21 protein-coding genes and 1 tRNA gene are annotated in these 25596 nt (G+C 60.7%); 10 read left to right on the top strand and 12 right to left on the bottom strand.

The window, feature by feature from the left end; genetic code table 11:
• Positions 1–141: 141 nt before the first annotated feature.
• Together P1U55_RS04845 and P1U55_RS04840 are read left to right on the top strand one after the other, a co-directional pair.
• Entirely contained in the window at positions 142–1527 is a 1386-nt protein-coding gene (locus P1U55_RS04845; protein WP_301046388.1) for a bifunctional enoyl-CoA hydratase/phosphate acetyltransferase, read from the top strand.
• Positions 1524–2672 (top strand): acetate/propionate family kinase, encoded by a 1149-nt coding sequence (locus P1U55_RS04840; protein WP_301046387.1) that lies wholly within the window; start codon positions 1524–1526, stop codon positions 2670–2672. Before P1U55_RS04845 ends, P1U55_RS04840 begins: the two co-directional genes overlap by 4 nt.
• Before the next feature lie 203 nt (positions 2673–2875).
• Here P1U55_RS04840 and P1U55_RS04835 read toward each other — a convergent pair whose 3' ends face one another.
• The 3 genes from P1U55_RS04835 to P1U55_RS04825 all read right to left on the bottom strand — a co-directional run bounded on the left by P1U55_RS04835 (position 2876) and on the right by P1U55_RS04825 (position 8147).
• On the bottom strand, positions 2876–4753 hold the full coding sequence (locus P1U55_RS04835) for a M10 family metallopeptidase (protein WP_301046386.1): 1878 nt from the start codon (positions 4751–4753) through the stop codon (positions 2876–2878).
• Between the two features lie 307 nt (positions 4754–5060).
• Positions 5061–6932: a M10 family metallopeptidase gene (locus P1U55_RS04830; RefSeq protein WP_301046385.1), complete on the bottom strand. Its 1872-nt coding sequence runs from the start codon at positions 6930–6932 to the stop codon at positions 5061–5063.
• Positions 6933–7229: 297 nt separating this feature from the next.
• Positions 7230–8147 (bottom strand): LysR substrate-binding domain-containing protein, encoded by a 918-nt coding sequence (locus P1U55_RS04825; RefSeq protein WP_301046384.1) that lies wholly within the window; start codon positions 8145–8147, stop codon positions 7230–7232.
• A gap of 107 nt (positions 8148–8254) precedes the next feature.
• On the opposite strand from P1U55_RS04825, the gene P1U55_RS04820 reads away from it, so the two are divergent.
• From P1U55_RS04820 to P1U55_RS04795, 6 genes are read left to right on the top strand one after another with little or no spacing between them, the layout of a single operon-like run.
• Positions 8255–9316, top strand: a complete 1062-nt coding sequence (locus P1U55_RS04820; protein WP_301046383.1) for a dipeptidase — start codon at positions 8255–8257, stop codon at positions 9314–9316.
• 53 nt (positions 9317–9369) lie between these two features.
• Positions 9370–10968, top strand: coding sequence for an ABC transporter substrate-binding protein (locus tag P1U55_RS04815; RefSeq protein WP_301046382.1), 1599 nt, complete (start codon positions 9370–9372; stop codon positions 10966–10968).
• Complete coding sequence (locus tag P1U55_RS04810; RefSeq protein WP_301046381.1) at positions 10969–12045, top strand: ABC transporter permease; 1077 nt, start codon at positions 10969–10971, stop codon at positions 12043–12045. It abuts the gene before it with no gap.
• A 1-nt stretch (position 12046) separates the two neighbouring features.
• Positions 12047–12979 carry a nickel transporter permease gene (gene nikC / locus P1U55_RS04805; RefSeq protein ID WP_301046380.1) on the top strand — a complete coding sequence of 311 codons (933 nt, stop codon included), beginning with the start codon at positions 12047–12049 and terminating at the stop codon, positions 12977–12979.
• A 2-nt stretch (positions 12980–12981) separates the two neighbouring features.
• Entirely contained in the window at positions 12982–13842 is an 861-nt protein-coding gene (locus P1U55_RS04800) for an ABC transporter ATP-binding protein (RefSeq protein ID WP_301046379.1), read from the top strand.
• Positions 13839–14591, top strand: coding sequence for an ABC transporter ATP-binding protein (locus tag P1U55_RS04795; protein WP_301046378.1), 753 nt, complete (start codon positions 13839–13841; stop codon positions 14589–14591). Before P1U55_RS04800 ends, P1U55_RS04795 begins: the two co-directional genes overlap by 4 nt.
• Before the next feature lie 71 nt (positions 14592–14662).
• Here P1U55_RS04795 and P1U55_RS04790 read toward each other — a convergent pair whose 3' ends face one another.
• The 9 genes from P1U55_RS04790 to P1U55_RS04750 form a co-directional block, all read right to left on the bottom strand.
• Complete coding sequence (locus P1U55_RS04790; RefSeq protein WP_301046377.1) at positions 14663–16126, bottom strand: mannitol dehydrogenase family protein; 1464 nt, start codon at positions 16124–16126, stop codon at positions 14663–14665.
• Positions 16126–16899 (bottom strand): L-iditol 2-dehydrogenase, encoded by a 774-nt coding sequence (locus tag P1U55_RS04785; protein ID WP_301046376.1) that lies wholly within the window; start codon positions 16897–16899, stop codon positions 16126–16128. The genes P1U55_RS04790 and P1U55_RS04785 overlap by 1 nt, the downstream gene beginning before the upstream one ends.
• A complete protein-coding gene (locus tag P1U55_RS04780) occupies positions 16896–17900 on the bottom strand; it encodes an ABC transporter ATP-binding protein (protein ID WP_301046375.1) in 1005 nt (334 codons plus the stop codon). The genes P1U55_RS04785 and P1U55_RS04780 overlap by 4 nt, the downstream gene beginning before the upstream one ends.
• A complete protein-coding gene (locus tag P1U55_RS04775; RefSeq protein ID WP_301046373.1) occupies positions 17900–18730 on the bottom strand; it encodes a carbohydrate ABC transporter permease in 831 nt (276 codons plus the stop codon). Before P1U55_RS04775 ends, P1U55_RS04780 begins: the two co-directional genes overlap by 1 nt.
• Positions 18731–18745: 15 nt before the next feature.
• Positions 18746–19612 (bottom strand): carbohydrate ABC transporter permease, encoded by an 867-nt coding sequence (locus P1U55_RS04770; protein ID WP_301046372.1) that lies wholly within the window; start codon positions 19610–19612, stop codon positions 18746–18748.
• Between the two features lie 165 nt (positions 19613–19777).
• A complete protein-coding gene (locus P1U55_RS04765; protein WP_301046371.1) occupies positions 19778–21097 on the bottom strand; it encodes a sugar ABC transporter substrate-binding protein in 1320 nt (439 codons plus the stop codon).
• Between the two features lie 104 nt (positions 21098–21201).
• A complete protein-coding gene (locus P1U55_RS04760; protein ID WP_301046370.1) occupies positions 21202–22260 on the bottom strand; it encodes a LacI family DNA-binding transcriptional regulator in 1059 nt (352 codons plus the stop codon).
• A 1217-nt stretch (positions 22261–23477) separates the two neighbouring features.
• Positions 23478–23564 (bottom strand) — tRNA-Leu (locus P1U55_RS04755).
• 501 nt (positions 23565–24065) lie between these two features.
• Positions 24066–24278 (bottom strand): hypothetical protein, encoded by a 213-nt coding sequence (locus P1U55_RS04750; protein ID WP_301046369.1) that lies wholly within the window; start codon positions 24276–24278, stop codon positions 24066–24068.
• 96 nt (positions 24279–24374) lie between these two features.
• Between P1U55_RS04750 and P1U55_RS04745 the strand changes: the two genes are divergently transcribed.
• A complete protein-coding gene (locus P1U55_RS04745) occupies positions 24375–25109 on the top strand; it encodes a rhomboid family intramembrane serine protease (RefSeq protein WP_301046368.1) in 735 nt (244 codons plus the stop codon).
• Positions 25106–25471, top strand: a complete 366-nt coding sequence (locus tag P1U55_RS04740; protein WP_301046367.1) for a GFA family protein — start codon at positions 25106–25108, stop codon at positions 25469–25471. The genes P1U55_RS04745 and P1U55_RS04740 overlap by 4 nt, the downstream gene beginning before the upstream one ends.
• Positions 25472–25596 lie beyond the last annotated feature (125 nt).

Here is a 25596-nt window from a genome sequence, read left to right as displayed (position 1 = left end):
GGGTGTTGGGGCTTGGATATTTTCGGCAAGAAAATGCGCCTGGCGGCCTGCTGACCTGACGTTGAGTTGCTGCGTCGCAGCACTTTTCATATGGCGCGGAATAGGGCAGGCTGCGCGGGATTTTCCAGCCCGGAGCCTTTGATGATTCAGACTTTCACAAACACGCCTTATGACCAGCTTGAAGTCGGGATGGAGGCGGAGAGCCAGCGGTTGGTTTTGGCGGATGACCTTTATGTTTTTGCCAATTCCTCGGGGAACCTGAACCCGATGCACCTGCCGCGCGAGGATGGGGATGGCGATGGGTTGCCGGAGGCGGTGACGCCCTCAATGTGGCTGGCGGCGCAGATTTCGGCTGTGATGGGCAACAAACTGCCGGGCCCCGGCACGCTTTATCGCTCACACAATCTGGAATTTTGTGGCCGCGCCCATGCGGGTGACGAGATTTTGGTGAAGGTGGTTTTGGTCGCCAAGGAGCCGGACCGGGTGGTGCGGTTTCACACCACGGTGTCGCGGTTGAGTGACGGGGCGGTGATTGTGCGCGGCGAGGCGACGGTTTTTGCGCCAGAGCATTCGCTGAGCTTCAAGGCTGATGACATTCCCGGGCTGACGGTGCAGCGGCACCAGCATTTTGATCGGTTGATCGAGATGGTTGAGCCGATGCCTGCGATGCCCACGGCGGTGATTGCGCCGGAGGAAGGAAACTCATTGGGTGGGGCGCTTCTGGGGTTTGACCACACCATCATCGACCCGATCCTGATTGGCGATCCGGCCAAGATCATGGCGGCGGCCGAGGCGCTGGGGCGTGATTTGAGCGGGTTCGAGATTATCTCGGAACCGGATCATGCGAAGGCGGCGGCGCGGGCCGTGGCGCTGGTGCATGAGGGTCGTGCGAAGGCCGTGATGAAAGGGCATTTGCACACCGGGCTGCTGCTGAGCGCGGTGTTCAAGCGTGACGGCGGGTTGCGCACCGGGCGCCAGATTTCGCATGTCTTTGTGATGGATGTGCCGGGCTTGTCGGAGTTGCTGTTGATCACCGATGCGGCGATCAACATTTCGCCCGATCTGGAAACCAAGGTGGATATCACCCAGAACGCGATTGATCTGGCGATTGCGCTGGGCATCGAGGAGCCGCGCGTTGGCATCCTTTCGGCGGTGGAAACGGTGAACCCGAAAATCCCGTCAACCATTGATGCGGCGGTGCTGTCGAAGATGGCCGATCGCGGCCAGATCAAGGGGGGCATCGTTGATGGGCCTTTGGCGATGGACAACGCGATTGATCTTGGCGCGGCGCGCACCAAGGGGATCAAGAGCCTTGTGGCGGGGCGGGCGCAGATATTGGTCGTGCCCAACATGGAGGCGGGCAACATGCTGGCCAAGGAGCTTACCTTTGTGGCCCATGCCGAGGCAGGCGGCATTGTGGTTGGCGCACAGGTGCCGATCATTTTGACCAGCCGCGCCGATGACGATGCCGCGCGGCTCGCCTCTTGCGCTGTGGCGGCGCTGGCAGAACATGGAGCGCACAAGTGAGTGCAATCCTGACGCTGAACGCAGGCTCAAGCTCCATCAAGTTTGGCCTGTTTGACGCCGCCACGCTGGTTGAGGAAGCGGGTGGGCAGGTTGAGCGGATTGGCGGCGCGGCGGAGCTTGATCTTGAGATCCCCGGCGAACCGAAGGTTGAAACGCGCATCCCTGCGGCGGACCACCATGCTGCCGTTACGGCGATTTTCGCCGCCATTGCTCCCCATATGGGCGCGCGCAAACTGGCGGGCGTGGGTCACCGGGTGGTGCATGGCGGGCCGGATCATGGCGCGCCGCTCAGGCTGACCCCGGAGCGCATTGACGAGCTTGCCAGGCTGGAGCCGCTCGCGCCGCTGCACCAGCCCCATAACCTTGCCGCCGTAAGGGCCTCGATGAGCGCCTTTCCCGGCACGGTGCAGGTGGCCTGTTTTGATACGGCGTTCCACCGAGGCCATCCGTTCACCTCTGATACCTATGGGCTGCCGCGCCGGTTTTACGAGGCGGGGGTGCGGCGCTACGGGTTTCATGGGCTGAGCTACGACTATATCGCAGGCAAGCTGGCCAGCGATTACCCCAACCTCCACGCGGGGCGGGTGGTGGTGGCCCATCTGGGCAATGGTGCTTCGCTCTGCGCCATGGAAGGCGGCAAATCGGTGTCTTCTACCATGGGGTTCTCGGCGCTTTCAGGGCTGTGCATGGGCACCCGGCCCGGCCAGCTTGATGCGGGTGTGCTGCTGTGGATGCTGGACGATCAGGGCATGACCAGCGCCGAAATCACCCAGGTGCTTTACAAGGAGAGCGGGCTCAAGGGCCTTTCGGGGCTGACCAACGACATGCGCAGCCTGCTGGCCTCGCCCGCCCCCGAGGCGGCTGAGGCGGTGGATTATTTTGTGCTGCGCGTGGCCGAGGAAGTGGCCGCCGCCGCCGCCGCGATGGGCGGGCTGGATGGTGTGGTGTTCACCGGCGGCATTGGCGAAAACGCACCGCCGATCCGGGCGCGGGTGCTGGAGCGGCTGGGCTTTTTGGGCTTTGAGCTGGATGGTGCGGCCAATGATGCGGGGCAGGGGCTGATTACCAAAGGCGCAATACCTGCGCTTGTGATCCCCACCAACGAAGAGCTGGTGATTGCCCGCTCGGTGGCGGCGGCGCTTTAGCGGGCTGCGAGCCGGTAGCAGGCGCAGCGTTTGGCGGCGCAATCCGGAAATGCCAACCGCAACCGTAGTGCCGCGCCCCGCAAGATCCCTCCCTCCGCTCAACACTCAGCTAAAGCCGGGTCGCCTGCGACCAAAAGGTGGCTTCAACAAGCACTTGGGGCGGCACGAAAGCGGGGCAGGCCCAGCACGATGCGCGCGTTAGCCTAAAGAAGCGTGTATTCCCCGGTGAGCGCGCTCACATCCGCCAGCCCTTCAAAGAGCAGCGTGTCGCCGGTGGCGAATGTCACCAGCACATCCGCGCCAAGGTCGGTGGCGTAGTCGGTGATATCCGTTGATCCGCCGGAAAACAGGCCAGCCCCGAGCAAGAGGTGATCGAACGGGGTGTTGTAATCGGTGATCGTGTCATCACCATCGCCGGGATTGAAGATGATGGTATCGGTGCCACCGCCGGTGATGATGGTGTCGTTTCCCGTGCCGCCGTCAAGCGTGTCGGCGCCCGCCTGTCCGTTGAGGGTGTCACTGCCTGCATCGCCATTCAGCGTGTCACTGCCCCGGCCTGCGTTCAGGGTGTCATCCCCCGCGCCGCCATTGAGCGTGTCAGCGGCGTTGCCGCCAGAAAGCACGTCATCCCCATTGCCGCCCGAGAGCGTATCAAGGCCGTTCTGGCCATTGAGCGTGTCGTTGCCATCGCCACCGATAAGAGTGTCGTTGCTGGCACCGCCTGCCAGGGTGTCATTGCCCGATCCACCGTCGAGGGTGTCATTGCCGCCGGACCCCAGAAGCGTGTCGTCATCCGATCCGCCGAGCAGGGTATCGGCCCCGGCGCCGCCGTTCAGATGGTCGTTGCCTGCGCCGCCGCTCAAATGATCCACCCCGAAGGCCCCGCTGAGCGTGTCATCGCCCGCGCCGCCAAATAGCTGATCGACGCCGTTCATCCCGTTGAGCGTGTCATTGCCGCTGTCGCCGTTGAGTGTGTCGTTGCCGTTGTTGCCGTTCAGGGTGTCATGCCCGTCTCCGCCGGAAATAACATCGGCCCCCGCACCGCCGACCAGCACGTTGTTGGCACTGTTTCCAATGATGATATCGCTGTTCTTGCCGCCGGTGGCGTTTTCGACCGTGACGCCCGCGGCGATGGTGATGCCGCCCAAAACACCATCGACATAAGACACAAAGCCACCGGCCTCACCATCTGCATCGGGATTGGCGGCGTTGAGGTTGATGGTGGCGCTGGTCACGCCCCCGTCAAAGCTGATCTTGTCGATGCCGGAGGTGTCCCAGATCGAAGCCCATCCGGTGCCGGTGCTGTTGGTGCCCGGCAAGGTATAGATGTCATTGCCGGAGTTGTGGTTGGTGTTGGCCCCGTAGAGCTCTTGCAGGGCCGCGATATCCAGCGCCATCGGCGTGCCTGTCCAGCCATAGTTGTAGCTGGTGGCGTCGCCCACCCCGTCCCAGCCGTTGTTGTAGCCCATGGCGGTAAAGACCCCCTGGTTGAGCTCATCATCGCCGGTGTCGTAAACGCCGGTGACACCGGGGAAGGCGGTGGCATCCCCGGCTGTGCCGCCATCATGCGGGTGGGCAAGGCCGAGGCCGTGCAAGATCTCGTGCAGCAGCACCTCAAAGGCATAGCCGCCCTGGGTGAGGCCATTCGTGGTCCAGGCGGGGGATTGATAATTGAACGCGCCCTGCGCGTAGGCGGGGTTGTAAACGGTGTAGGTTGGCACCTCGTGAAAGCCCGCCGCCGCGACCCCGGTCGCCGTTGCCATCTGCGTGTTGGAGAACAGCCACCACCAGATATCGGCGCTGGCGGGAGTTGCGGCTTCGGTGAACTCCACGTTGCACACCGCCTCGATCGTGGCGAGCACCTGCAACACGGCGGCCTGCTCAGAGGCGCTCCACACCGCGCCAGACCCAATGGCGCCAGGGTCGGAGGTGAAGCTGCCGGAGTTGAAGGCGTAGCTGAGCTGTGTTGTTGCGCTGGGCGGGGTGGTCCAGGCCCCGCCATAAACCAGACTGTCGGTCCAGGGATTTGCGCCATTGGTTGGGGTGCCATCAATGGTGATCTGGTTTGCCGTGCCTGCCATCTTGTCATTCCTCCTGTCCGCCGTCGCGGCGGGTTGGGCGCATAGAGCCACAGGAGCGCAGGGCGTGGCAACAACCGAGATGAATCAAACTTTAGGGCAGGGAGCGGGGGATGGCCCGCGCCAGAGCGCCCCCTGTCATCGGCGTTTCACCCGAAGAGGATTGCCGCTGCCGTCAGTGCGCCTCAACCGACCCGGTTTTTGATCTGACGATCGGCGCTTGCAGGCACACGTTTTGCCACCAAGGGGCTGACAACGCAAAAGGCCGCCCCGGCAGGGAGCGGCCTGTCGCGTTCAAGGCGTCGTCGGGTCAGATGATGGTGTATTCACCAACCAGATCGTTGACGCTCGCCATGCCTTCGAAAAGCAGCGTGTCACCGGTAATAAAGGTCACCAGAACGTCGCTTCCGGTGTCGGTTGCATAATCAAGGATATCGGTGCTGCCGCCAAAGAGGTCCGAGTCAAGATGGAGGCTATCAAAGGTGGCGTCGTAATCGGTGATCGTATCATCGCCCCCGAGCGCATAGAAATAGATCTCATCATACCCGCCACCGGAGACGATGGTGTCATTGCCTGCCCAGCCGTTCAGATAGTCATTGCCAGCTTGACCGTAGAGCATGTCGTCGCCCGCATCGCCGTGCAAGGTGTCATTGCCCCGGCCCCCATAGAGAGTGTCATTGCCCGCGCCGCCAGCCAGGGTGTCATCCCCATTGCCGCCGTTAAGCCTGTCCACGCCTGCCCCGCCAAATAGGTAGTCAGCGCCGTTTTGGCCGTTCAGCGTATCGTTGCCGTTTTGGCCATCCAAATAGTCAGATTGGGTGCCGCCGGAGAGCGTGTCATCGCCATCACCGCCCCAGAGATCGTCAATGCCACCCGCGCCGGTGAGAGTGTCGTTGTCTGCGCCGCCATAGAGCGCGTCGCCACCGGCCCCGCCGGAAAGAGTGTCATCCCCCGCTTCCCCATACATCGTGTCACCGCTGACCGCGCCGTTCATTACGTCATCGCCGTCGCCGCCATACATGGTGTCGGCGCCGTTCATGCCATTGATGGTATCGTTACCTGCGCCACCATAAAGAAAATCGGAGCCGTTATTGCCTGACAGGGTGTCGTAACCGTCCCCGCCTTCGATCTGGTCAGCGCCGCTGCCGCCGGAGATGTTGTTGTTGGCCTCGTTGCCGATGATCACATCGTTTGCCTTACCGCCGGTGGCATTTTCGATGATCACGCCGTTGGCGATGGTGTAGCCGCCGTAAATGCCATCTGCCCATGAAATGAAGCCGCCGCCGCCTTCTTCGGGCAGCAGGGAGGCGTCATTGAGGTTGATCTCGACGCTCACCACGAAGTCCGCCGCAGAGATGCGATCAACCCCGCCGGTATCCCAGATGGAGGAGAAGAACGTGCCCGATGCGTTCACTTCTGGCAGGATGTACACGTCATTGCCCGAGGCGTAGGTGGTGTTCGCGCCGTAGATCTCTTGCAGGGCGGCAATGTCGAGCGCCATAGGCGTGCCGTCCCAGCCGTAGTTGTCAGCCGTCAGGGGGTTGAGCGCCCCGTCCGGGTGCAAAACCCAGCCGGAATTATAGCTCATGATCGTGTAAACACCCTGGTTGAGATTATAGTCGCCAAAGTCATCAAAGGCCGCTGTCACCCCGGGGAAAAGGTTGCCATCCTCATCGCCGCCGCCGTCATGCGGGTGGGCGAGGCCAATGCCGTGGCCTAATTCGTGGATGATCGTCTCAAAGCCGTATCCACCCTGCGCAAGCCCCGCGGCATCCCAGCCGGTGCCTTGAAAGTTCATCGCCGAGAAAAGCGGATCTTCATAGGCGTTGTTTGGCACCTCGTGCCAGCCAAGTGAGCCACCGCTTTGCGTATCATTCAGCAACCAATAGTGAATATTGGCCGGGTTGCTGGCTGCATTGGCAGAGGCGACGACTGTGAATTCGATATCAATGAAAGACTCATAGATCGCAAAGGCTTCTTCAAAGGCAGCGATTTCGTAGCTCTGCCAAGAGTAGCTGTTGCCGATCCAATATCCACCGAAAGGGTCACTTCCCTGATCGAAGAAGACGGTGATGTTCGGGGTGCCATAAGAGGGGCCCCAGGCTCCATCCATGACAAGGGCATCAATCCAGGGGTTCGCCCCGTTGGTTGGGGTGCCATCAACTGCAATCTGGGTCGCCATTTATAACTATCTCCTCGGCAATAACTTCAGGGCCGCCACCCGCACCACAGGCTTTCGGATCATGCGTATCCGACAAGCTGAACTCTTAGGGCACTGCTCGTAGGTCAGGAAATACGCGAGTGCTCTGGATCGGTCTAGTGAAACTGCGGAGACCCCCGCAGAAACTCGGCAATCGTGCTCAAAGCGTTTCATACTCCGGTATGTTGGCAGGTTTCGGGCTGGATCTTGGCGGTTTTCGGGCTGGCGCGCCCCGACGCTTCTGTCACAGCCATATCGCGCGAGGGTGGTCAGCCGCCCTCACGCCTTTTCGGTAAACGCATCGCGCGTGGTGTGCAGCCGCAGATGGCGCATGAATGCCCGTGCAATGGCCGGGGCAGGGCGGTGGTCTGGCATGACGAAGTAGCTGCGGTATTCGATCTGCGAGGCGAAGGGACGATAGACCACCCCGTCCTCCGTGCCTTCAGCGTATTGGACCATGGGAAACGGGTTGACGATGGCCAGCCCCAGCCCCTCTCGTGCCATCTCTACCGCTGCGAGCGAGGTTGAAACCTCTGCAAGGATGATCGGCGCGCTTTTGCTGGCATGCAGCACCTTTTCCAACTGGGCGCGGCGGGCGTGGCGGTGGCTCAGCGCGATCAGGCCCTGGCCATCAAGGTCTTCGGGGCGGACCACATCAAGCCTTTCCAGCGGGTGGCCGGCGGGCATGGCGCAAACCGCGCTGGAGCGGCGGTAGGGCACCAGCTTTACCCCGTCGCGGCTCAGCTCAACCCCCGTCAGGCCAAGATCAAAGCGGCGATCAAGGATGCCACGGATCACGTCTTCGGAGGGGGACACATCAAGGCGCACAAAGAAATGCGGATTGGCTTTCAGAAAGCTGGCAACATGGCGGATGAGAAAGCGGTGCGCGTAGCTTGGCGGGGCGGCGATGGAGAGGGTTTCCTGCGCGGCTTCGGAGGGGCCGTCAATCCGGTCCAAAGCCTCGAACAGCGCATCAAGGCGCCGGTTGAGCTGTGCGGCCTCGTTGGTCGGGCTAAGCCGCCCGCCGTCGCGCTCAAACAGCATCCGCCCGGTGCGGTCCTCAAGGCTGGCGATGGACCGGCTGATCGCCGATTGCGAGCGCCCCAGCCGCGCCGCGGCCTTGGCGGTGGTGCCGCTTTCCATCAACGCCCGCAGCGCTTGGTATTCCGGGAGGCTATGCCAGCTCTTGGTGGCCATGCTGCACCTGCAAAAAGATCATGGGTGTATGATCTTTTATCATATAATTTGCGCTGGTCCATGAAAGAACATGCGGTAACGTCGTTAGAAATCAGGGGACAGATTCATTGACGACTGCTGCTACTCCGGCCGTGTTTGACGGCCATAATGATGTATTGTTCCAGCTCTACCGGGCTGGCGGGGTTGCAGCGGCCCCTCAATTTGCCACCGGACGAGAGGGCGCGATTGATGTGCCACGCGCCGCCGAGGGTGGATTTGGCGGCGGGATGTTTGCGGTGTTTGTGCCCTCCCCGATGGATCGGGCGGCCCGCAAGGCGGCGATGTCACAGCCTTCATATGACCTGCCAGCGCCCGATCCGATTGACTGGGAAGATGCCTTTCCGGTGGCCATGGCGCAGGCGGCGATCCTGTTTGAGCTGGAGCGTCAGGGCGCGCTCACCATCGCCCATACCGCCGCCGATATCCGCACAGCCCTGGCAGCGGGCCGCATGGTGGCGGTGTTGCATATGGAAGGGGCCGAGGCGATTGACCCGGATTTCCATGTGCTCGATGTGCTTTATGCCGCCGGGTTGCGCTCACTTGGGCCGGTCTGGAGCCGCAGCACGATTTTTGGCGAAGGGGTGCCGTTTCGCTATCCCTCCAGCCCCGATACCGGGCCGGGGTTGACCGACCACGGGCTGCGGCTGGTGCGGCGCTGCAATGCGCTGGGCGTGCTGATTGATCTGTCGCACCTCAACGAGGCGGGCTTTTGGGATGTGTCGCGCCATTCAACCAAGCCGCTTGTGGCCACTCACTCCTGCTCCCACGCCATCAGCCCGCACAGCCGCAACCTGACCGATAAACAACTTGCAGCAATTCGTGAGAGCGATGGTATGGTGGGCTTGAACTTTGGGGTGGCCTTCCTGCGGGAAGATGGCCAAGCCGAGGCCGATGTGCCGCTTACGCTGATGCTTCGGCATCTCGACCACCTCATTGAGCATCTGGGCGAGGACCGTGTTGGCCTCGGCTCCGACTATGACGGAACGACAGTGCCACAGGAGCTTGCCTCCTGCGCCGCGTTGCCCCGTCTGCGAAAGGCCATGATCGAGCACGGCTATGGCGAGGCTCTCGTCACCAAGCTCTGCCATGGAAACTGGCTGCGCGTTCTTGAACTCACATGGGGGAGTTAACCCCCGGATCAACGTAGCTATCTGACTGAAACAGAACAGGAGAGGTTCTAGATATGAATGCTTTTAACAGACTGCTGACAAGCGCCGCGATTGGCCTTGCTGTAAGCGTGTCGTCCTTCGCGCCCGTGGTGGCCGAAACCCCGGCGAACATGCTTGTCATCGCCCACCGGATTGATGATGTGACCACGCTGGACCCGGCGGAAAGCTTTGAATTTGCGGGCGCCGACATTTCGCGCAACACCTATAACCGGCTGGTCACCCTTGATCCGCTTGATCTGGCCGCGGGTTACCAGCCCGACCTCGCGGAAAGCTGGGAAGTGAGCGAAGACGGCAAGACCATCACCTTCACCATGCGTGAAGGCGTCACCTTCCAGTCCGGCAACCCGGTGCGCGCCGAGGATGCAGCCTTTTCGCTCCAGCGTGCGGTGATCCTCAACAAGACCCCGGCCTTTATCCTCACCCAGTTCGGCTTTACCCCCGAAAATGTGGCCGAAACGATCAAGGCTGACGGCAACAAGCTGATCATCACGACCGACAAGAAATACGCCACCTCCTTCGTGCTCAACTGCCTGACCGCTACCATCGGCGGCATCGTTGACAAGGAAACCGTCATGGCCAATGAGGTTGACGGCGACATGGGCAACACATGGCTCAAGACCAATACCGCAGGCTCCGGCCCCTACAAGCTGGATAGCTGGAAGCCCAACGAGAGCGTCACCATGACCTCTTATCCCGAGTATTTTGGCGGTGCGCCTGCGATGGAACGGGTGATCGTGCGCCATGTGCTTGAAAGCGCCTCCCAGCGCCTGCTGCTGGAGCGCGGTGACATCGACATCGCCCGCAACCTCAACCCCGAAGACATCGCCGGGGCGACAGAGGCCGATGGTGTGGTCATCGAAGACGAGCTGAAAGGCCGCTTGATGTACATCGCCCTCAATCAAAAGCACGAGGTGCTTGCCAAGCCCGAAGTGCGCATGGCGGTCAAATACCTGATCGACTATGAGGGGATGAAGAACTCGTTCCTCAACGGCCAGTACACCATCCACCAGAATTTCCTGCCCGCCACCTATCTTGGCGCTTCGGATGAAAACCCGTTCTCGCTGAACATCGAAAAGGCCAAGGAGCTTTTGGCCTCGGCCGGGGTTGAAGGGCTGGAAATCGAAGTTGGCGTGCGCGAAGCGCAGGAACGGATGGAGATTGCACAATCGCTGCAAAACACCTTCGCTCAGGCCGGGATTACCCTCAACATCACCGTTGGCACCGCCAAGCAGATTCTGGCCCGCTTCCGGGCGCGTGATCTTGATGTTTACCTCGGCGCATGGGGCCCGGATTACCCTGATCCGCAAACCAACGCCGGCACCTTCGCCTACAACCCCGACAACTCGGACGAAGCCAATGCCACCGGTCTTCTGGCATGGCGCACCGGCTGGGACGCAGGCGGGCTGACCGAAAAGGTCGAGGCCGCCGTGACCGAGGGCGACCGCGAAAAGCGGGTGCAGATGTATCTCGATATCCAGAAGGAATTCCGCGAGATCTCTCCCTTTGCCATCATGTTCCAGCAGATCGAGCAATCGGCGCTGCGGGACAATGTGCAAAACTGGTCCACCGGCCAGGCCGTGACCGCCGCCGCTTACTGGCAGGTCACCAAATAAATGGCCCTGTCGGAAGACAGCAACGGGGGGCGCCCGCAACGGGCGCCCCTCTCCGCCTCGCGCGGGATGCGCTTTGGGCGGTCGGTCGCCAGCACCCTGGGGACAATCGCTGTTACCCTGCTGGGGCTGCTCTTTATCACCTTCATCATCGGGCGTGTCATGCCGATCGACCCGGTGCTTGCCATCGTTGGCGAGCGGGCGTCGCAATCCACCTATGATGCGGTTTACGAACAGTTGGGCCTTGATAAGCCGCTGCTCGTGCAGTTTCTTTACTACCTCTGGGATGTGATCCACCTCGATTTTGGCACCTCGCTGCTGAATGCGCGCCCGGTTTCCGAGGATATCGCCCGCGTCTTTCCCGCCACGCTGGAACTGGCCACGCTGGGCATCATCTTTGGCGTGATCTTCGGCGTGCCGCTGGGCGTGCTGGCGGCTGTGCACAAGGGAAGCTGGATTGATCAGATCGCCCGCGTTGTAGCGCTGGTTGGCTATTCGATGCCGATCTTCTGGCTCGGCCTGATGGGGCTGCTGATCTTTTATGGCGTTCTCGGCTGGGTCGGCGGGCCGGGCCGCGTGGGCATCTTCTATGCCGATGTGGTTCCCGCGCGCACCGGGCTGATCCTTGTGGACAGCCTGCTCGACGGCAATCTCGAAGTGTTCCGCGATGCCTTCTCGCATATCATCCTGCCCGCCTCGCTGCTGGGGTATTACTCGCTGGCCTATGTCAGCCGGATGACCCGCTCCTTCATGCTCGAACAGCTCAGCGCCGAATACGTGACAACCGCGCGGGTGAAAGGCATGTCCGAGTGGAACGTGATCTGGAAACATGCGTTCAAGAACATCCGGGTGCAGCTCATCACCGTGATCGCGCTGTCTTATGCCAACCTGCTGGAAGGCTCGGTGCTGACCGAGATCATCTTCTCATGGCCAGGCATTGGCAGCTATATCACCACCGCCCTGCTTTCGGCGGATATGAACGCCGTGCTGGGTGGCACCGTCGTGGTGGGGTTGATCTTTATCCTGCTCAATATCTTCTCGGACCTGCTCTACAAGGTCTTTGATCCGCGGGCGAAATAACATGACAGACGCTTCTTCCCATACCGCAGCACCGCAAGGCTGGCGCGCCTGGCTGCTCGCCGAAACCCCCACCTCGCGGATGCACGCGCGCGCTTCGGCGGCCTATGTCGGCTGGCTGTCGTTTCGCTCCAACACCATGGCCATGATCGGGCTGGTGATCCTTGTGGCGCTGGTGCTGATGGCGCTCTTCGCGCCGCTTCTGGCCCCGCACGATCCGTTTGCGCAAAACCTGGCTAACCGGTTGCAGCCGCTGGGGGCCGAGGGGCACCTGCTGGGCACCGATAGCCTGGGGCGTGATATCCTGTCCCGGCTGATCTATGGCTCGCGGATCACCCTTTATATCGTTGCGCTCGTGGCGCTTATCGCGCCCGTTGCCGGGCTGCTGGTGGGCACGATTGCGGGCTACGTTGGCGGCTGGCTTGATAAGGTGTTGATGCGCATCACCGATATTTTCCTCGCCTTCCCGCGGCTTGTGCTGGCGCTGGCCTTCGTGGCGGCGCTGGGCGCGGGGATCGAAAACGCGGTGCTCGCCATCTCGCTCACCGCATGGCCACCCTATGCCCGCATGGCGCGCGCCGAAACGCTCACGATCCGTTCTTCGGACTATATCAGCGCCATCAAGTTGCAGGGCGCCGGGCCGCTGCGCATCATCACCCGGCATATCTGGCCGCTCTGCATTTCCTCGCTGATCGTGCGGGTTACGCTGGATATGGCAGGCATCATCCTTGCCGCCGCCGGGCTTGGGTTTCTGGGGCTGGGGGCACAGCCGCCAAGCCCTGAGTGGGGCGCGATGATCTCTGAAGGGCGGCGGTTTATCCTGGATCACTGGTGGGTTGCCACCATGCCGGGCCTTGCGATCTTTACCGTGTCGCTGGCCTTCAACCTCATCGGTGACGGGCTGCGCGATGTGCTCGACCCCAAGGCAGGAGAATAGCCATGGCAGATCCTCTCCTTGATGTCGAAGACCTCTGGGTGCGCTTCCCGTCGCGCCACGGCACCTTTGATGCGGTGCGCGGTGTGTCCTTCACCCTTGGCCGCGAGCGGCTTGGGATCGTTGGAGAAAGTGGCTCTGGCAAGTCCATGACAGGCCGCGCGATCCTGCGCCTGATCCGCCCGCCGGGGCAGGTGGAGGCCAAGCATGTCCTGCTTGACGGCGAGAACCTGCTGGAAAAATCCGAGCGGGATATGCGCGCCGTGCGTGGGCAACGGATTTCGATGGTGATGCAAGACCCGAAGTTCTCGCTCAATCCGGTGATGACCATTGGCGCCCAGATCATCGAGGCCTATCGCCTGCACTCCAAAGCCTCTAAAAGCGCCGCTTACACCAAGGCGATCGAGATGCTGGAAGCCGTGTCGATACGGGACCCCGAGCGGGTGATGCGCGCCTATCCGCACGAAATGTCAGGCGGGATGGGCCAGCGGATCATGATTGCGATGATGCTCATTCCCAACCCCGAAATCCTGATCGCCGATGAGCCAACCTCGGCGCTGGATGTATCGGTGCAGCGGCAAGTGCTTGATATCATGGACAAGCTGGTAAAGGAGCGCGGCATGGGCCTGATCTTTATCAGCCATGATCTTAACCTCGTGGCTGATTTTTGTGACAGGGTTCTGATCATGTATTCCGGGCGTATCGTGGAGGTGTGTGATGCCGACAAACTGCAAGAGGCCAAGCACCCCTACACCCGTGGGCTGCTCAATTCGCTGCCCCACCTTGATGCCCCGCGTGAACGGCTTGATGTGCTCAAACGTGAGGACGAATGGGCGCTGGCCCCCAGCGTGAGTGGCCGGATATGAGCGGCGCAACCCCCATGCTGGAGGTGGAAAACCTCGATGTCTGGTTCGGCCTTGGCCGTGACCGGGTAGATGCCGTGAAATCCGCCAGCTTTTCGGTGGAACAGGGCGAAAGTTTTGGCCTTGTCGGCGAAAGTGGCTCGGGAAAATCCACCATCCTGCGGGCGATCACCGGGCTTGCGCCCGACTGGTCGGGCAGCCTGAAGGTGGCGGGTGAGCCGATCCCGCGCAAGCGCCCAAAGTCGTTTTTCAAGAAGGTGCAGATGGTTTTTCAAGACCCCTACGCCTCGCTCCACCCGCGCCAATCGGTGGACCGGGTGCTTGGCGAAACCCTGCGCCTGCACGGCTTCAGCAATATCGACAATCGCGTGAAGCGGCTGCTGGATGACGTGGGGCTTGGCCAGGCGTTCCGCTTTCGCTACCCGCACCAGCTATCGGGGGGGCAGCGCCAGCGCGTCGCCATCGCCCGCGCACTCGCGCCTGAGCCAAAGCTGCTGCTGCTGGATGAGCCAACCTCGGCGCTGGATGTGTCGGTGCAGGCCGAAATCCTCAACCTGCTGGCCGACCTGCGCGCCGAGCATGGGCTGACCTATTTGATGGTGTCCCATGATCTGTCGGTGGTTGGACACATGTGCAACCGGCTGGCGGTGATGAAGGACGGCGAGATCGTTGAAATCCTCAGCGTGGAAGACCTGCGCACCCGCAATGCCAGGCACGAGTATTCGCGCCACTTGCTTGACGCTTCGCTTTAGAAAACCGGCAGGGGGCCGCAAAACCGCGCGGCCCCGCTTGCCTTACCCCGCTTGACTTACCCCGCCTTCCCTTAGCTGTCGAGATAGCGGCGCAAAGCGGCTTCTGTGCCGTCGCTCCAGATCAGGCGGAGCCACTCTGTAAAGCTTGCGGCAAAGCGCGGATCGTCGCCAAGATCACCGTAGATATTGCGCTGTGCGATCCAGGCTTCGGGCGCGTCTTTTGCATCGGTGGCCGCTTTGTTCAGCCTGTCCCAAACAGGGTCGTTCGGCTCGATCAGGCTGCCGTCTTCGCGTGTGCCAAAGCACATCCGCGCCCAAAGTGCCTCGACCAGGGCCAGGCCTTCCATCGGGGTGCCAGCGGCGAGGGCATCGCGGATGATCGGGTGCAAAAAGCCCGTGTGGCGCGACGAGCCATCAAAGGCCACGCGGCGGGTGGTGTCGTGGATCTCGGGGTTGGCAAAGCGCCGCTCGATCAGATCAACATAGGCCAGCGGCGTCATCCCCGGCACGGCGGTGACATGCGGCACGATCTCTTCGGTTTCGATCTTGCGAAACAGGCCCTGGATCAGCGGGGTGGCCATGGCGCCGGCAATCGTGGCGACCGACAGCAACTCACCCGGCGTGGCAATGATCTGGTGGCCAGCGTTGAGCTGGCGCAGCTTCATCGCCTCATAGTCGTGCACATTGTCGGTGAAGGTGGCGCCAACCTTGTCCCACTCCGGGCGACCGGCGCAAAAGTTGTCTTCGATCACCCATTGGCGAAAGTTCTCATGGGTGACGGGCGCGGCATCCCTGATGCCAAAGGTCTTGACCAGCGCCAGCTCCTTGGGGCCGGTGGCCGGAACGATGCAATCCACCATGGCATTGGGGAAGGTCACGTTCTGGTCGATCCAGTCGGCAAGATCAGGGTCTGACAGTTGGGCCAGCCCCAGCACGGTTTGGCGCAGGATATCGCCATTGCCCTGAAGGTTGTCGCAGCTTTGGCAGGTAAACGGCCCGGCCCCGTTTGCGCGGCGCGCCTTGAGCGCGGCAATCATCGCGCCAAAGGCGGTTTTGGGCGCGTCGGGATGCGCGGCATCGTGCTGGATATCGGCGTTTTGTGCATCAAAGCTGCCGTCGGCGGCCACGTAGTAGCCCCCCTCGGTCACCGTGAGCGCGACGATGCGAATGGCAGGCGCGGCCATTTGAGCGATCAGCGGCGCGTTGTCTGCCGCCACCGGAATAAAGCCAATCATCCCGCCCGTGACCTCGGCGGATTTGCCCGAAGGATCAAGCTCAATGAGGGTCGTCAGGCAATCCTGCACCAGCATCCGCTCGCGCTGGGCGGCATCGGCCGGGCGCACACCCGCCCCCAGAATGGCCCAGTCATGGGCCAGCCCTTGATCCATCAGCCGGTGAAGATACCACGCCTGATGCGCCCGGTGAAAATTGCCAAGGCCGATATGCACGATCCCGGCCGACAGATCGGCGCGCTCATAGGACGGGCCGCGCACCCCCTCGGGCAGGTTGTTCAGGTTTTCGAGGTTCAGGTCCATCAGCTCATCCATTGCCCGCCGTCAACATTGTAGGTTTGCGACAGGATGTAATCAGACTCAGGCGAGGCGAGGAAAATCGCCATGCCGGTGAGGTCGCCGGGGACGGCAAAGCGCCCGGCCGGAACCGAGGCCGCAACCTCTGCTTTTTTCTGGCCAATCGGCTTGCCCTCAAGCTTGGCAAACATCGCATCGACATGCTCCCAATGCGTCCCGTCCACCACACCCGGCGCGATCGCATTCACGTTGATGCCATGCTGGATCAGGTTCAGCCCGGCGGATTGGGTCATCGAGATCACCGCCGCCTTGGTTGAGCAGTAAACCAGCACAAGGCTTTCGCCCCGCCGCCCGGCCTGTGACGCCATGTTGATGATCTTGCCGCCGTGGCCCTGCGCGATCATCTGTTTTGCCGCCGCCTGCATGGTAAACAGCGTGCCAGCCACATTCACCGCATAGAGCCTTTCAAAGCCCTCGCGGGTAATGTCGACCGTTTCGGCGGCGTCAAAGAGGGCCGCGTTGTTGATCAGGATATCAAGCTTGCCAGCCTGGGCGACGACCCTGGAAATCGCCTCGTCAATGCTGGCTTGCTCGGTGACATCCATATGCACCGCATAAGCGCCCCCGCCAATTTCTGCCGCGGTTTGCTCCGCCGCTTCATGGTTGATATCGCCAATCGCAACGGTCGCGCCTTCTTTGATGTAGGCCTCTGCAAAGCCGCGCCCTATGCCGCGCGCGGCTCCCGTTATCAGGGCCGATTTGCCGTTGAGGCGTTTCATGCGATGCGCAGGCCTTGCGCATCGAAACGGTGCAGCTGGTCCATCTGGGGCGACAGGTAGATCGTGTCGCCGTGGCGGGCTTCAATGTCACCGGTGATGCGCACGGTCATCATGTCCATCAGGCCCGTCTCATGGACGTGGATGAAGGTATCGGAGCCAAGATGCTCGGCCACGCCCACGGTGCCCTTCCACAGGCCTTCGGTCTTGGACACCGTCATATGCTCGGGGCGAATGCCAATGGTTGTCGCGCCGTGCTTTTGCGCCTCGGGGCCGTCGATCTGGTTCATCTTGGGCGAGCCGATGAAGCCTGCCACGAACTTGTTGCGCGGCTCGTGATAAAGCTCAAGCGGTGAGCCAACCTGCTCGATCACCCCGGCTTGCAGCACCACGATCTTGTCGGCCATGGTCATCGCTTCCACCTGATCGTGGGTCACGTAGATCATGGTTGTCTTGAGCTTTTCATGCAGCTCGCTGATTTCAAGGCGCATGCCAACCCGCAGGGCGGCATCAAGGTTCGAGAGCGGCTCGTCAAAGAGGAAGGCCGCAGGCTCGCGCACAATGGCCCGGCCAATCGCAACCCGCTGGCGCTGCCCGCCCGAAAGCTGGCCGGGGCGGCGATCGAGGTAGTCGGTCAGGTTCAGCGCCTTGGCGGCGGCCTCGATCTTGGCATCCTGGGTCGCCTGATCCAGCCCCGCCATCTTCATCGGGAAGGCGATGTTCTTGCGCACCGTCATATGCGGGTAAAGCGCGTAAGACTGGAACACCATCGCAAGGCCGCGTTTGGCCGGTGGCAGCGAGGTTGCATCGGTGCCGTCAATCTGGATATGGCCGGAAGTCGTGTCTTCCAGCCCCGCAATCAGGCGCAGCAGGGTAGATTTGCCGCAGCCCGACGGGCCAACAAACACCACGAACTCTCCTTCATTGATCTCAAGATCGAGCGGCGGAATGACTTGGACATCGCCAAAGCTTTTGGTGACTTGCTTGAGGTTAATGTTACCCATTATTTAACCGCTCCGAATGTGAGGCCCCGAACGAGCTGTTTCTGTGAGAACCAACCCATGATCAGGATTGGCGCGATAGCCAGCATCGAAGCGGCCGATAGCTTTGCGTAAAACAAACCCTCCGGGGCGGAGAAACCGGCGATGAACTTCGTCAACGGCGCCGCATCCACGGTGGTCAGCAGGATGGTCCAGAACGCCTCGTTCCAGGCCAGGATGATGTTGAGCAGCACGGTTGAGGCAATCCCCGGCACCGCCATCGGCGTGAGCACATAAAGGATCTCCGATTTCAGGCTGGCCCCATCCATCCGCGAGGCTTCAAGGATTTCGCCCGGAATTTCGCGGAAATAAGTGTAAAGCATCCAGACGATGATCGGTAGGTTGATCAGCATCAAGACCACGATCAGCAAAATGCGGCTGTCCATCACGCCCAGCCACTTGGCCAGAAGCACCAGCGGATAAAGCACCCCAACCGCAGGCAGCATCTTGGTGGAGAGCATCCACAACAGCACGTCCTTGGTTCTCTTGCCGGGCACAAAGGCCATGGCCCAGGCGGCGGGAACGGCAAGCAGGATGCCGAGAATGGTCGAGCCGACCGCGATGATGATCGAGTTCATCAGCGCCAACGGATAGTTCGAGCGTTGCTGAACGGCGGCGTAATTCTCGGTCGTCCAGTCAAACAGGAACCACACCGGCGGATCGGCAATCGCCGCGGCTTCGGTTTTGAAAGACGTCAGAAACGTCCACAGGATCGGAAAGAACATGAGCAGGCCGAATGCCCAGGCGAGGGCGGTCCACATGATCTTTTTCTGGGTTGTTACAGCACGGGCCATAGGTTTTCCTCCCCCTTAGTTGTCGAGGTTCTTGCCGACGATCCGCATCAGGAAGATCGCGACGATGTTGGCAAGGATGACAGCAACGATACCGCCAGCGGAGCCCAGACCGATGTTCTGGCTTTCCAGCACACGCTGGTAAACAAGGTAGGTCAGGGTGCGGGTGCCGAAAGCGCCGTTGGTGGTGACAAAGATTTCAGCGAAGATCGACAGCAAAAAGATCGTCTGGATCAGGATCACAACGGTGATTGCCCGGCTCAGGTGCGGCAGGATGATGAAACGGAACCGCGAAAGGGCAGGGGCGCCATCAATCTCGGCGGCTTCAAGCTGCTCACTGTCGAGCGACTGCACCGAGGTGAGCAGGATCAGCGTGGCGAAGGGCAGCCATTGCCAGGCCACAATGATCACGATCGAGAACAGCGGGGCCTGACTGAGAAAGTCAAAAGGCTGCATCCCCAAGAACTTGTAAAGGTAAGAGAAAAGGCCGTTATCAACGTTGAAGAACATGTTCTTCCACACCAGCGCCGACACTGTTGGCATCACGAAGAACGGCGCAATCACCAGGATACGCACAACCCCTTGGCCAAACATCGGCTTGTCCAGCAGCAGCGCCATCAGCACCCCGCCCACGATGGTGATCGACAGGATCCCGCCAACCATCCAGAACGTGGTGATCAACGAACTCATGAACGAAGAGGATGTGAGGAAAGAGGCATAGTTGCCAAAACCGATCCACGCATCGAACACGCCGCGCATTGGCCTGTAGTCCGCAAAGGAGAAATACAGCGTCATGCAAAGCGGGACCAGCATCCAGACCAGCAGGGCAATGACAGCCGGTGCGATCATGATTCTGGCAGCGGATTTTGAGTGTGCTGTCGCCATAACAACGCTCCTGACTTGAAGGTTAAGGCCAAAGATGAGGCCGAGGCTTACCAAAACCCTAGCACGGTTTTCGAAAACTCCGGTCGAAAATCCTGGCAGATCTCTTGAGGGGCGGTGGTGCAAGCGGCGCGGGAAGCGCGCCGCTTGCGGGGAGTGCCGGGCTGATCAGTAGCCTGCGGCTTCCATTTCTTCGAGGGTCAGCTCTTGCGCCGCAGCAAGGGCTTCTTCGGCAGATTGGTTGCCCGCCAGAGCGTTGGAGAACTGCTGGCCAACCTGGTTCGCGATACCGGCAAACTCGGGGATCGCAACAAACTGAACGCCGGTATAGGGAACCGGATCAACCGTTGGGTTGGTCGGGTCAGCGGAGTTGATGCTGTCCAGCGTCATCTTCGCGAAGGGTGCGGCGTCCAGGTAGTTCTGGTTCTCGTAAAGCGAGGTGCGGGTTCCGGGAGGAACACTTGCCCAGCCCTCTTTGCCTGCAACCAACTCGGCATAGGCCTGGCTTGTGGCCCAGCTGATGAAGGTTTTTGCGGCGTCCTGCTTTTCGGACGATGTTGGGATGGCCAGCGACCATGCCCAGAGCCAGTTGCCACGCTTGCCAAGGCCGGTGTCGGGGGCCAGTGCAAAGCCAACCTTGTCAGCCACGGTGGAGTCTGCACCGGTCACGAAGGATGCTGCAACGGTGGCGTCGATCCACATGCCGCACTTGCCCTGTTGGAACAGTGTCAGGTTCTCGTTAAAGCCGTTGTTGGCCGCGCCGTTCGGGCCAGACTCGTTCATCATGTCGAGATAAAAGTTGAGCGTGTTGGCCCAGGCTTCCGTGTCAAACTGCGGGGCCCAGTCTTCGTCAAACCAGCGCGCGCCAAACGAGTTGGACATCGCCGTCAGGAAGGCCATGTTCTCGCCCCAGCCCGCCTTGCCGCGTGCGCAGATGCCGTTGATCTCGTTTTCACGGTCGGTCATGGCGGCGGCCGCTTCGCGGATAAAGTCCCAGGTGGGGGCGTCCGGCATTTCAAGGCCCGCTTTTTCCATCAGGTCGGTGCGATACATCACCATCGAGGATTCACCGTAGAAGGGTGCCGCGTAAAGCTCGCCGTCGATGGTGAGGCCGCCAGCGATGGCGGGCAGCAGGTCATCGGCGTTCCAGTCGTCGGCCATGCCTTCGTTCAGCGACACGAGCCAACCGTTGTTGCCCCAGATCGGAACCTCGTAGGTGCCAATGGTCATCACGTCATATGCGCCGCCGCCGGTGGAGATGTCGGTGGTGACGTTCTGGCGCAGAACGTTCTCTTCCAGAGTAACCCACTCAACGGTGATGTCGGGGTGCTTGGCGTTGAAGTCGTCGGTCAGCCCCTGCATGCGCACCATGTCGCCGTTGTTCACGGTCGCGATGGTGATGGTCGTGGCGTGGCCCTCAGCCGATGCGATGCCAGCAGTGAGGCCAAGGCCAACGGCGGAAGCCAGAAGTGATCGTTTGATAGACATGATGTCCTCCCTTTTACATGCGTTCAGTAATACCCCCTGCACTGTGCACCCGTCAATCCCGAATTGCGTTGGGCGCATGGCTTACGCATGGAAAAGCTAATATTTCAGGCAGAGTCCCGCACTTTCAGCTCGCCGTCAAAGAGCTTAACAATCTGTTCATCCTGATTTTTTTGCGCTTGTATCGTTTTCACTAAGCGCGAGACCGAGGCGCGCCCGATGGCCTCCACATCCTGCGCAACGGTGGTCAGGCTGGGCACCGCGAAGGGGCAAAGCGGGTAATCGTCATGCCCCATGATTCGCAATCCGCCCTGGCGTTTGGCGCCCGGCTCCAGCCCGTGCGAGGCCGCCGCGCGCAGCGCGCCGATGGCCACGCGGTCGTTGGCGCAAAGCACCGAGCTTTCAAGCAGGCGGCCCGCCGCAAACTCCCGGTCCAGCACCGCCCGGCCATGCGCTTCAAACAGCCCATCGTCATTGAGCACCTCGGTGCCGATGATATGTGGCTCATGCCCCAGCTCTTCCATCTTCGCGATATAAGCAAGCTCACGTTCCATCGCGTTAAAGTTGACGCGCGGCATAGCCAGAAAAATCGGAGGCGTGCCCACGCGGCATAGATACTCGGTTGCAAGGCCGGTGCTCTGAACGTGATTTGAGCCAACAAAATCTACGTTTGGCATGCTTTTCGGGCGTGAGTCCACAAGCACACAGGGAAGCCGCGAACGCAGCCGCTCATGGGCTTTCATATCGCTCTGGTTGCCAAGGGGGGCAACCAATGCGCCGTCCACGCTCATCGACATGAAGGTCTCCGCCGCCCGTGCTTCGATGAGCGGGTCGGAGTGGGAGCACTGGGTGATCACCGTGTAACCCTCGGCCATTGCCGCGCGTTCGATCGCCTCCAGAAGCTTGGTAAAGAACAGGTCATTGAGGTACGGAATGACCACCCCGATAATCCCTGTCGACTTGCGGTTCAGGCGGGTGGCGAAGAAGTTCGGCACATATTCAACCCGCTCCAACCCCTGCGCAATTCGCTCTCGTGAGGTGCGGCTCACGCGTTCAGGGTCCTGAAAGTAGCGTGACAGCGTTGGGCGTGAAACGCCTATCGCCACCGCCAGTTCTTCCATGGTATCAATGCGCCGCTTTTGGTCGCGATCCTTATCTGCACCCATCACTTTTTTCCTCCCTCAAGGTATTTGCGTAAGATACGGCGAAAAACTTTAACATGCGAGAAAAAAGTCGCCCGATCTTTTCGGGAAACTACCCACGGCCGAAAAATCTCACCGAGATCACTGTCTAAATTTGCGGGGCTGTGGCCATACGCTGGAGCAGCAGCCACGCGTTGCAGTGGGGCGCAGCGAAGGTCGTGCCGTGGCCGTCCGCGTGAAAAGGAGCAGTTGCTTCGCGGTCCCTTCTGCTGGCGGGTTGCCTGCTTTTACGGGTCTTATCGCGTGCAATAGGGCGTCGAAAATGGCGCAAATTCGGGAATGCTGGGGCGTACTCCTGCTCAGCAGCTTTGCACCGCAACGGTTGGAATGGTCTAAAGATGCAAATGGACCAACGTGCTAAGCTTTCCATCGTCCCCATGATGGATTGGAGGGGCAGGGCTAGGCTCTTGACTCATATCCAAAAGATCATTGTCGCGGCGAGCGCGATGGCTGAACGGAGCACTTTCCCCACCATGTCCGTCGTCAGGGTATTTGGGACAGATGGCTGCCCGATCTAAGAGAGGGTCTGGCTCATCGGGTTTCTGACGTGCTGTGAATGGGGGTATAGTCTGACCTCCTGTTGGTCAAAAGCGGAACAGGGAAGCGATATCCTTACTACCTTTGCCACCACAAAGGCTGCAGTCAGCGGGGCAAATCCATCGCACGGGACAAGCTGGAGACTGAGTTCGAGCACGTCTTGAAGGGTCTCACGCCAACGGCCAAGACGTTCGAACTTGCTGGGTTGATGTTTCGCGATGCATGGGATCGTTATCGTTCGAACTCCAAAGAAGAACCTTCGCGGCATAGCACCCGGCTACGGCAAATTGACACCGAGGTCAGTTCGTTGATCGACCGGGCTGCTCGAACTCAAAATGACGAGACCGCTAAAGCCTACGAAACGAGGATCGCGGAATTGCACTCTGAAACCGCCTTTTTGAAGGAGAAAATGGCTTGTAGGAGCATTCCGGAGGGAAACTTCGACAAGATGTTCGAACTTTCCATGACGTTTCTCGCAAGCCCTTGGAGAATCTGGAAAAAGGGTTCCTACGAGCTCAAGAGAACCGTGCTACGGCTGGCCTTTGCAGCGCCTCTGAACGTATCGCGCGAAACCGGACTTCGAACCGCAGAAACCACCTTACCGATCAAGGCCTTACAGTTTCTGTCCACATCCGAAAGTCAGATGGTGCGGGCGGTGGGACTCGAACCCACACGGGGCTACGCCCCCTCAGATTTTAAGTCTGGTATGTCTACCATTCCATCACGCCCGCATCTGGCGCTGCCATACACGCTCTACCCGCCCGCCGCACCGATGTTCAATCCCTCACATCATGCGGCTGGCCGTTTCATGGGCTGAACCGTCGGTAAACCGGGCGCACGGCGTATTGTTTAACGGCGTCCGCCCAAAAGCGCATCTGCATGGGATGTGCATCGCTTGTGCATCGGGTGTGTCCCGTTGCTTTTAAGGGTTAACCGCCAAACCCTACCGCAGCGCCCTTAGAGGCGCTCACCGCCCAACATCGGCATCCACCCGCGCCTCGGGAGCCACGGGTTGAGCGTGCGCGCGCCCTCAAGTTGCACGCGGGCTTCGAGCTTGCGATCCAGCCAATCAACGCCAACGCGCGGCCCGCCTGAGCGGCAAAATGCACGGACTCTTTGGCCGTCTCCTCACCCAACTCATTGATATTTAATGAGCAATCATGCGGCGCGGAGCGAACGAAGGCGCACTGGTCTCCCCAACGGCGCAGCTTGGGCAATAGGTAATAAGCGCATCACACGCCATCGCGCCGCTCCATTCCCAAATCCAATAGCACCCGCGTCCGCGCCACCGAGGCCCTTTTCCAAATCTCATTGTCTAAAGTCTCCAGAACCGCTGATCTTTTCAAATCATCATCACTTAACAGATACTTGCACGTCTCCTCTGCCGCCATCATGGCCCCCAAAAAAGGACCGGATGTCGGGACTATTTGAGCCAAAACCCACATGTCTCAACCTCCTCGCAACTCCCAACCCCGGCCACCCCCTCCCGCAAATGTGAACCGCGGCTTGACCATCCTGCCCCTCACAGGCAACCCTGCGCCATGTTCCCAATCCGTGACCACAACCCCTCCCGCCGGATCCCCTACATCACCCTCGCTTTGGTGGTGATAAATGTGGGCGTCTTCCTGCTGATCACCCTGCCGATTTCGGTCAACGATATCCGGCTGGGGTTTTTCTATCGCGAGTGGGGCGTGGTCCCCGCCTATGCCGATCCGAGCGATTATATCACCTCGCTTTTCCTCCATGGCAGCTTCATGCACCTTACAGGTAACATGCTGTTTTTGTGGGTGTTCGGCGACAATATGGAAGATGAGATGGGGCATATTCCCTACCTGCTCTTCTACCTCGCCAGCGGTGTCGCGGCCACGCTGCTGCACGTCTGGACCAATCCGAACAGCGGGGTGCCGCTGGTTGGGGCCTCAGGCGCGATTGCCGGGGTGATGGGGGGCTACCTGCTGCTCTACCCGCGCGCCAGGGTTGATGTGTTCTTCTTCATCGTGGTCCGCCCGATCCCGGCCTGGATTGTGCTGGTGGCGTGGTTTGGAATCCAGCTCTGGAACGGCGCGTCCACCGCCAGCGAAAGCGCGGGCGTGGCCTATTGGGCGCATGTCGGCGGCTTTGCTGTTGGCATCCTCGGCACCCTGCCGTGGTGGCTGAAAGAAGGCGCTTCAAAATGGTGGAAACGCACCGAGGGCCATCCACCTCACCCGGAAACGCATTATGAAATCAAAGGGATATCCCCCACCAATATCCCCCGCGTAGGACGAAAGAAATGACCCTGAAAGCCACCTGCCACTGCGGCGCCGTTGAGCTCGCCGTCACCCTTGTGCCCGAGGGGCTCGCCTCGGCCCGGCGCTGCGATTGCTCGTTTTGCCGCCGCCGTGGCGCCATCGCCGTATCGGCCCCGCTCGGCAATGTCCGGGTGGTGAAGGGGGCCGAAAACCTGACGCTTTACAAATGGGGCACCGGCACCGCGAAGCACTATTTTTGCAAAACCTGCGGCATCTACACCCACCATCAACGCCGCTCAAACCCCAATGAATACGGCGTTAACGCGGCCTGCATCGAAGGGGTGAACCCGCGCGATCTTGAGCCCGTGCCCTGGACCGACGGCATCAACCACCCAAGCGACCGATAGCGCGATCCAATTGCGCGCCTTACGGCGCATTCTTTTGATTTATTTGGATATTTTCAGCAAGAAAATGCGCATGACCTCATTTTCTTGCTCTAAATATCCCCGCCGGAGGCTCTGCCCTTTTTGGG

This window comes from Vannielia sp. (assembly GCF_029212645.1).
Lineage (GTDB): Bacteria > Pseudomonadota > Alphaproteobacteria > Rhodobacterales > Rhodobacteraceae > Vannielia.
This window is presented reverse-complemented; position numbering and strand designations above follow the sequence as displayed.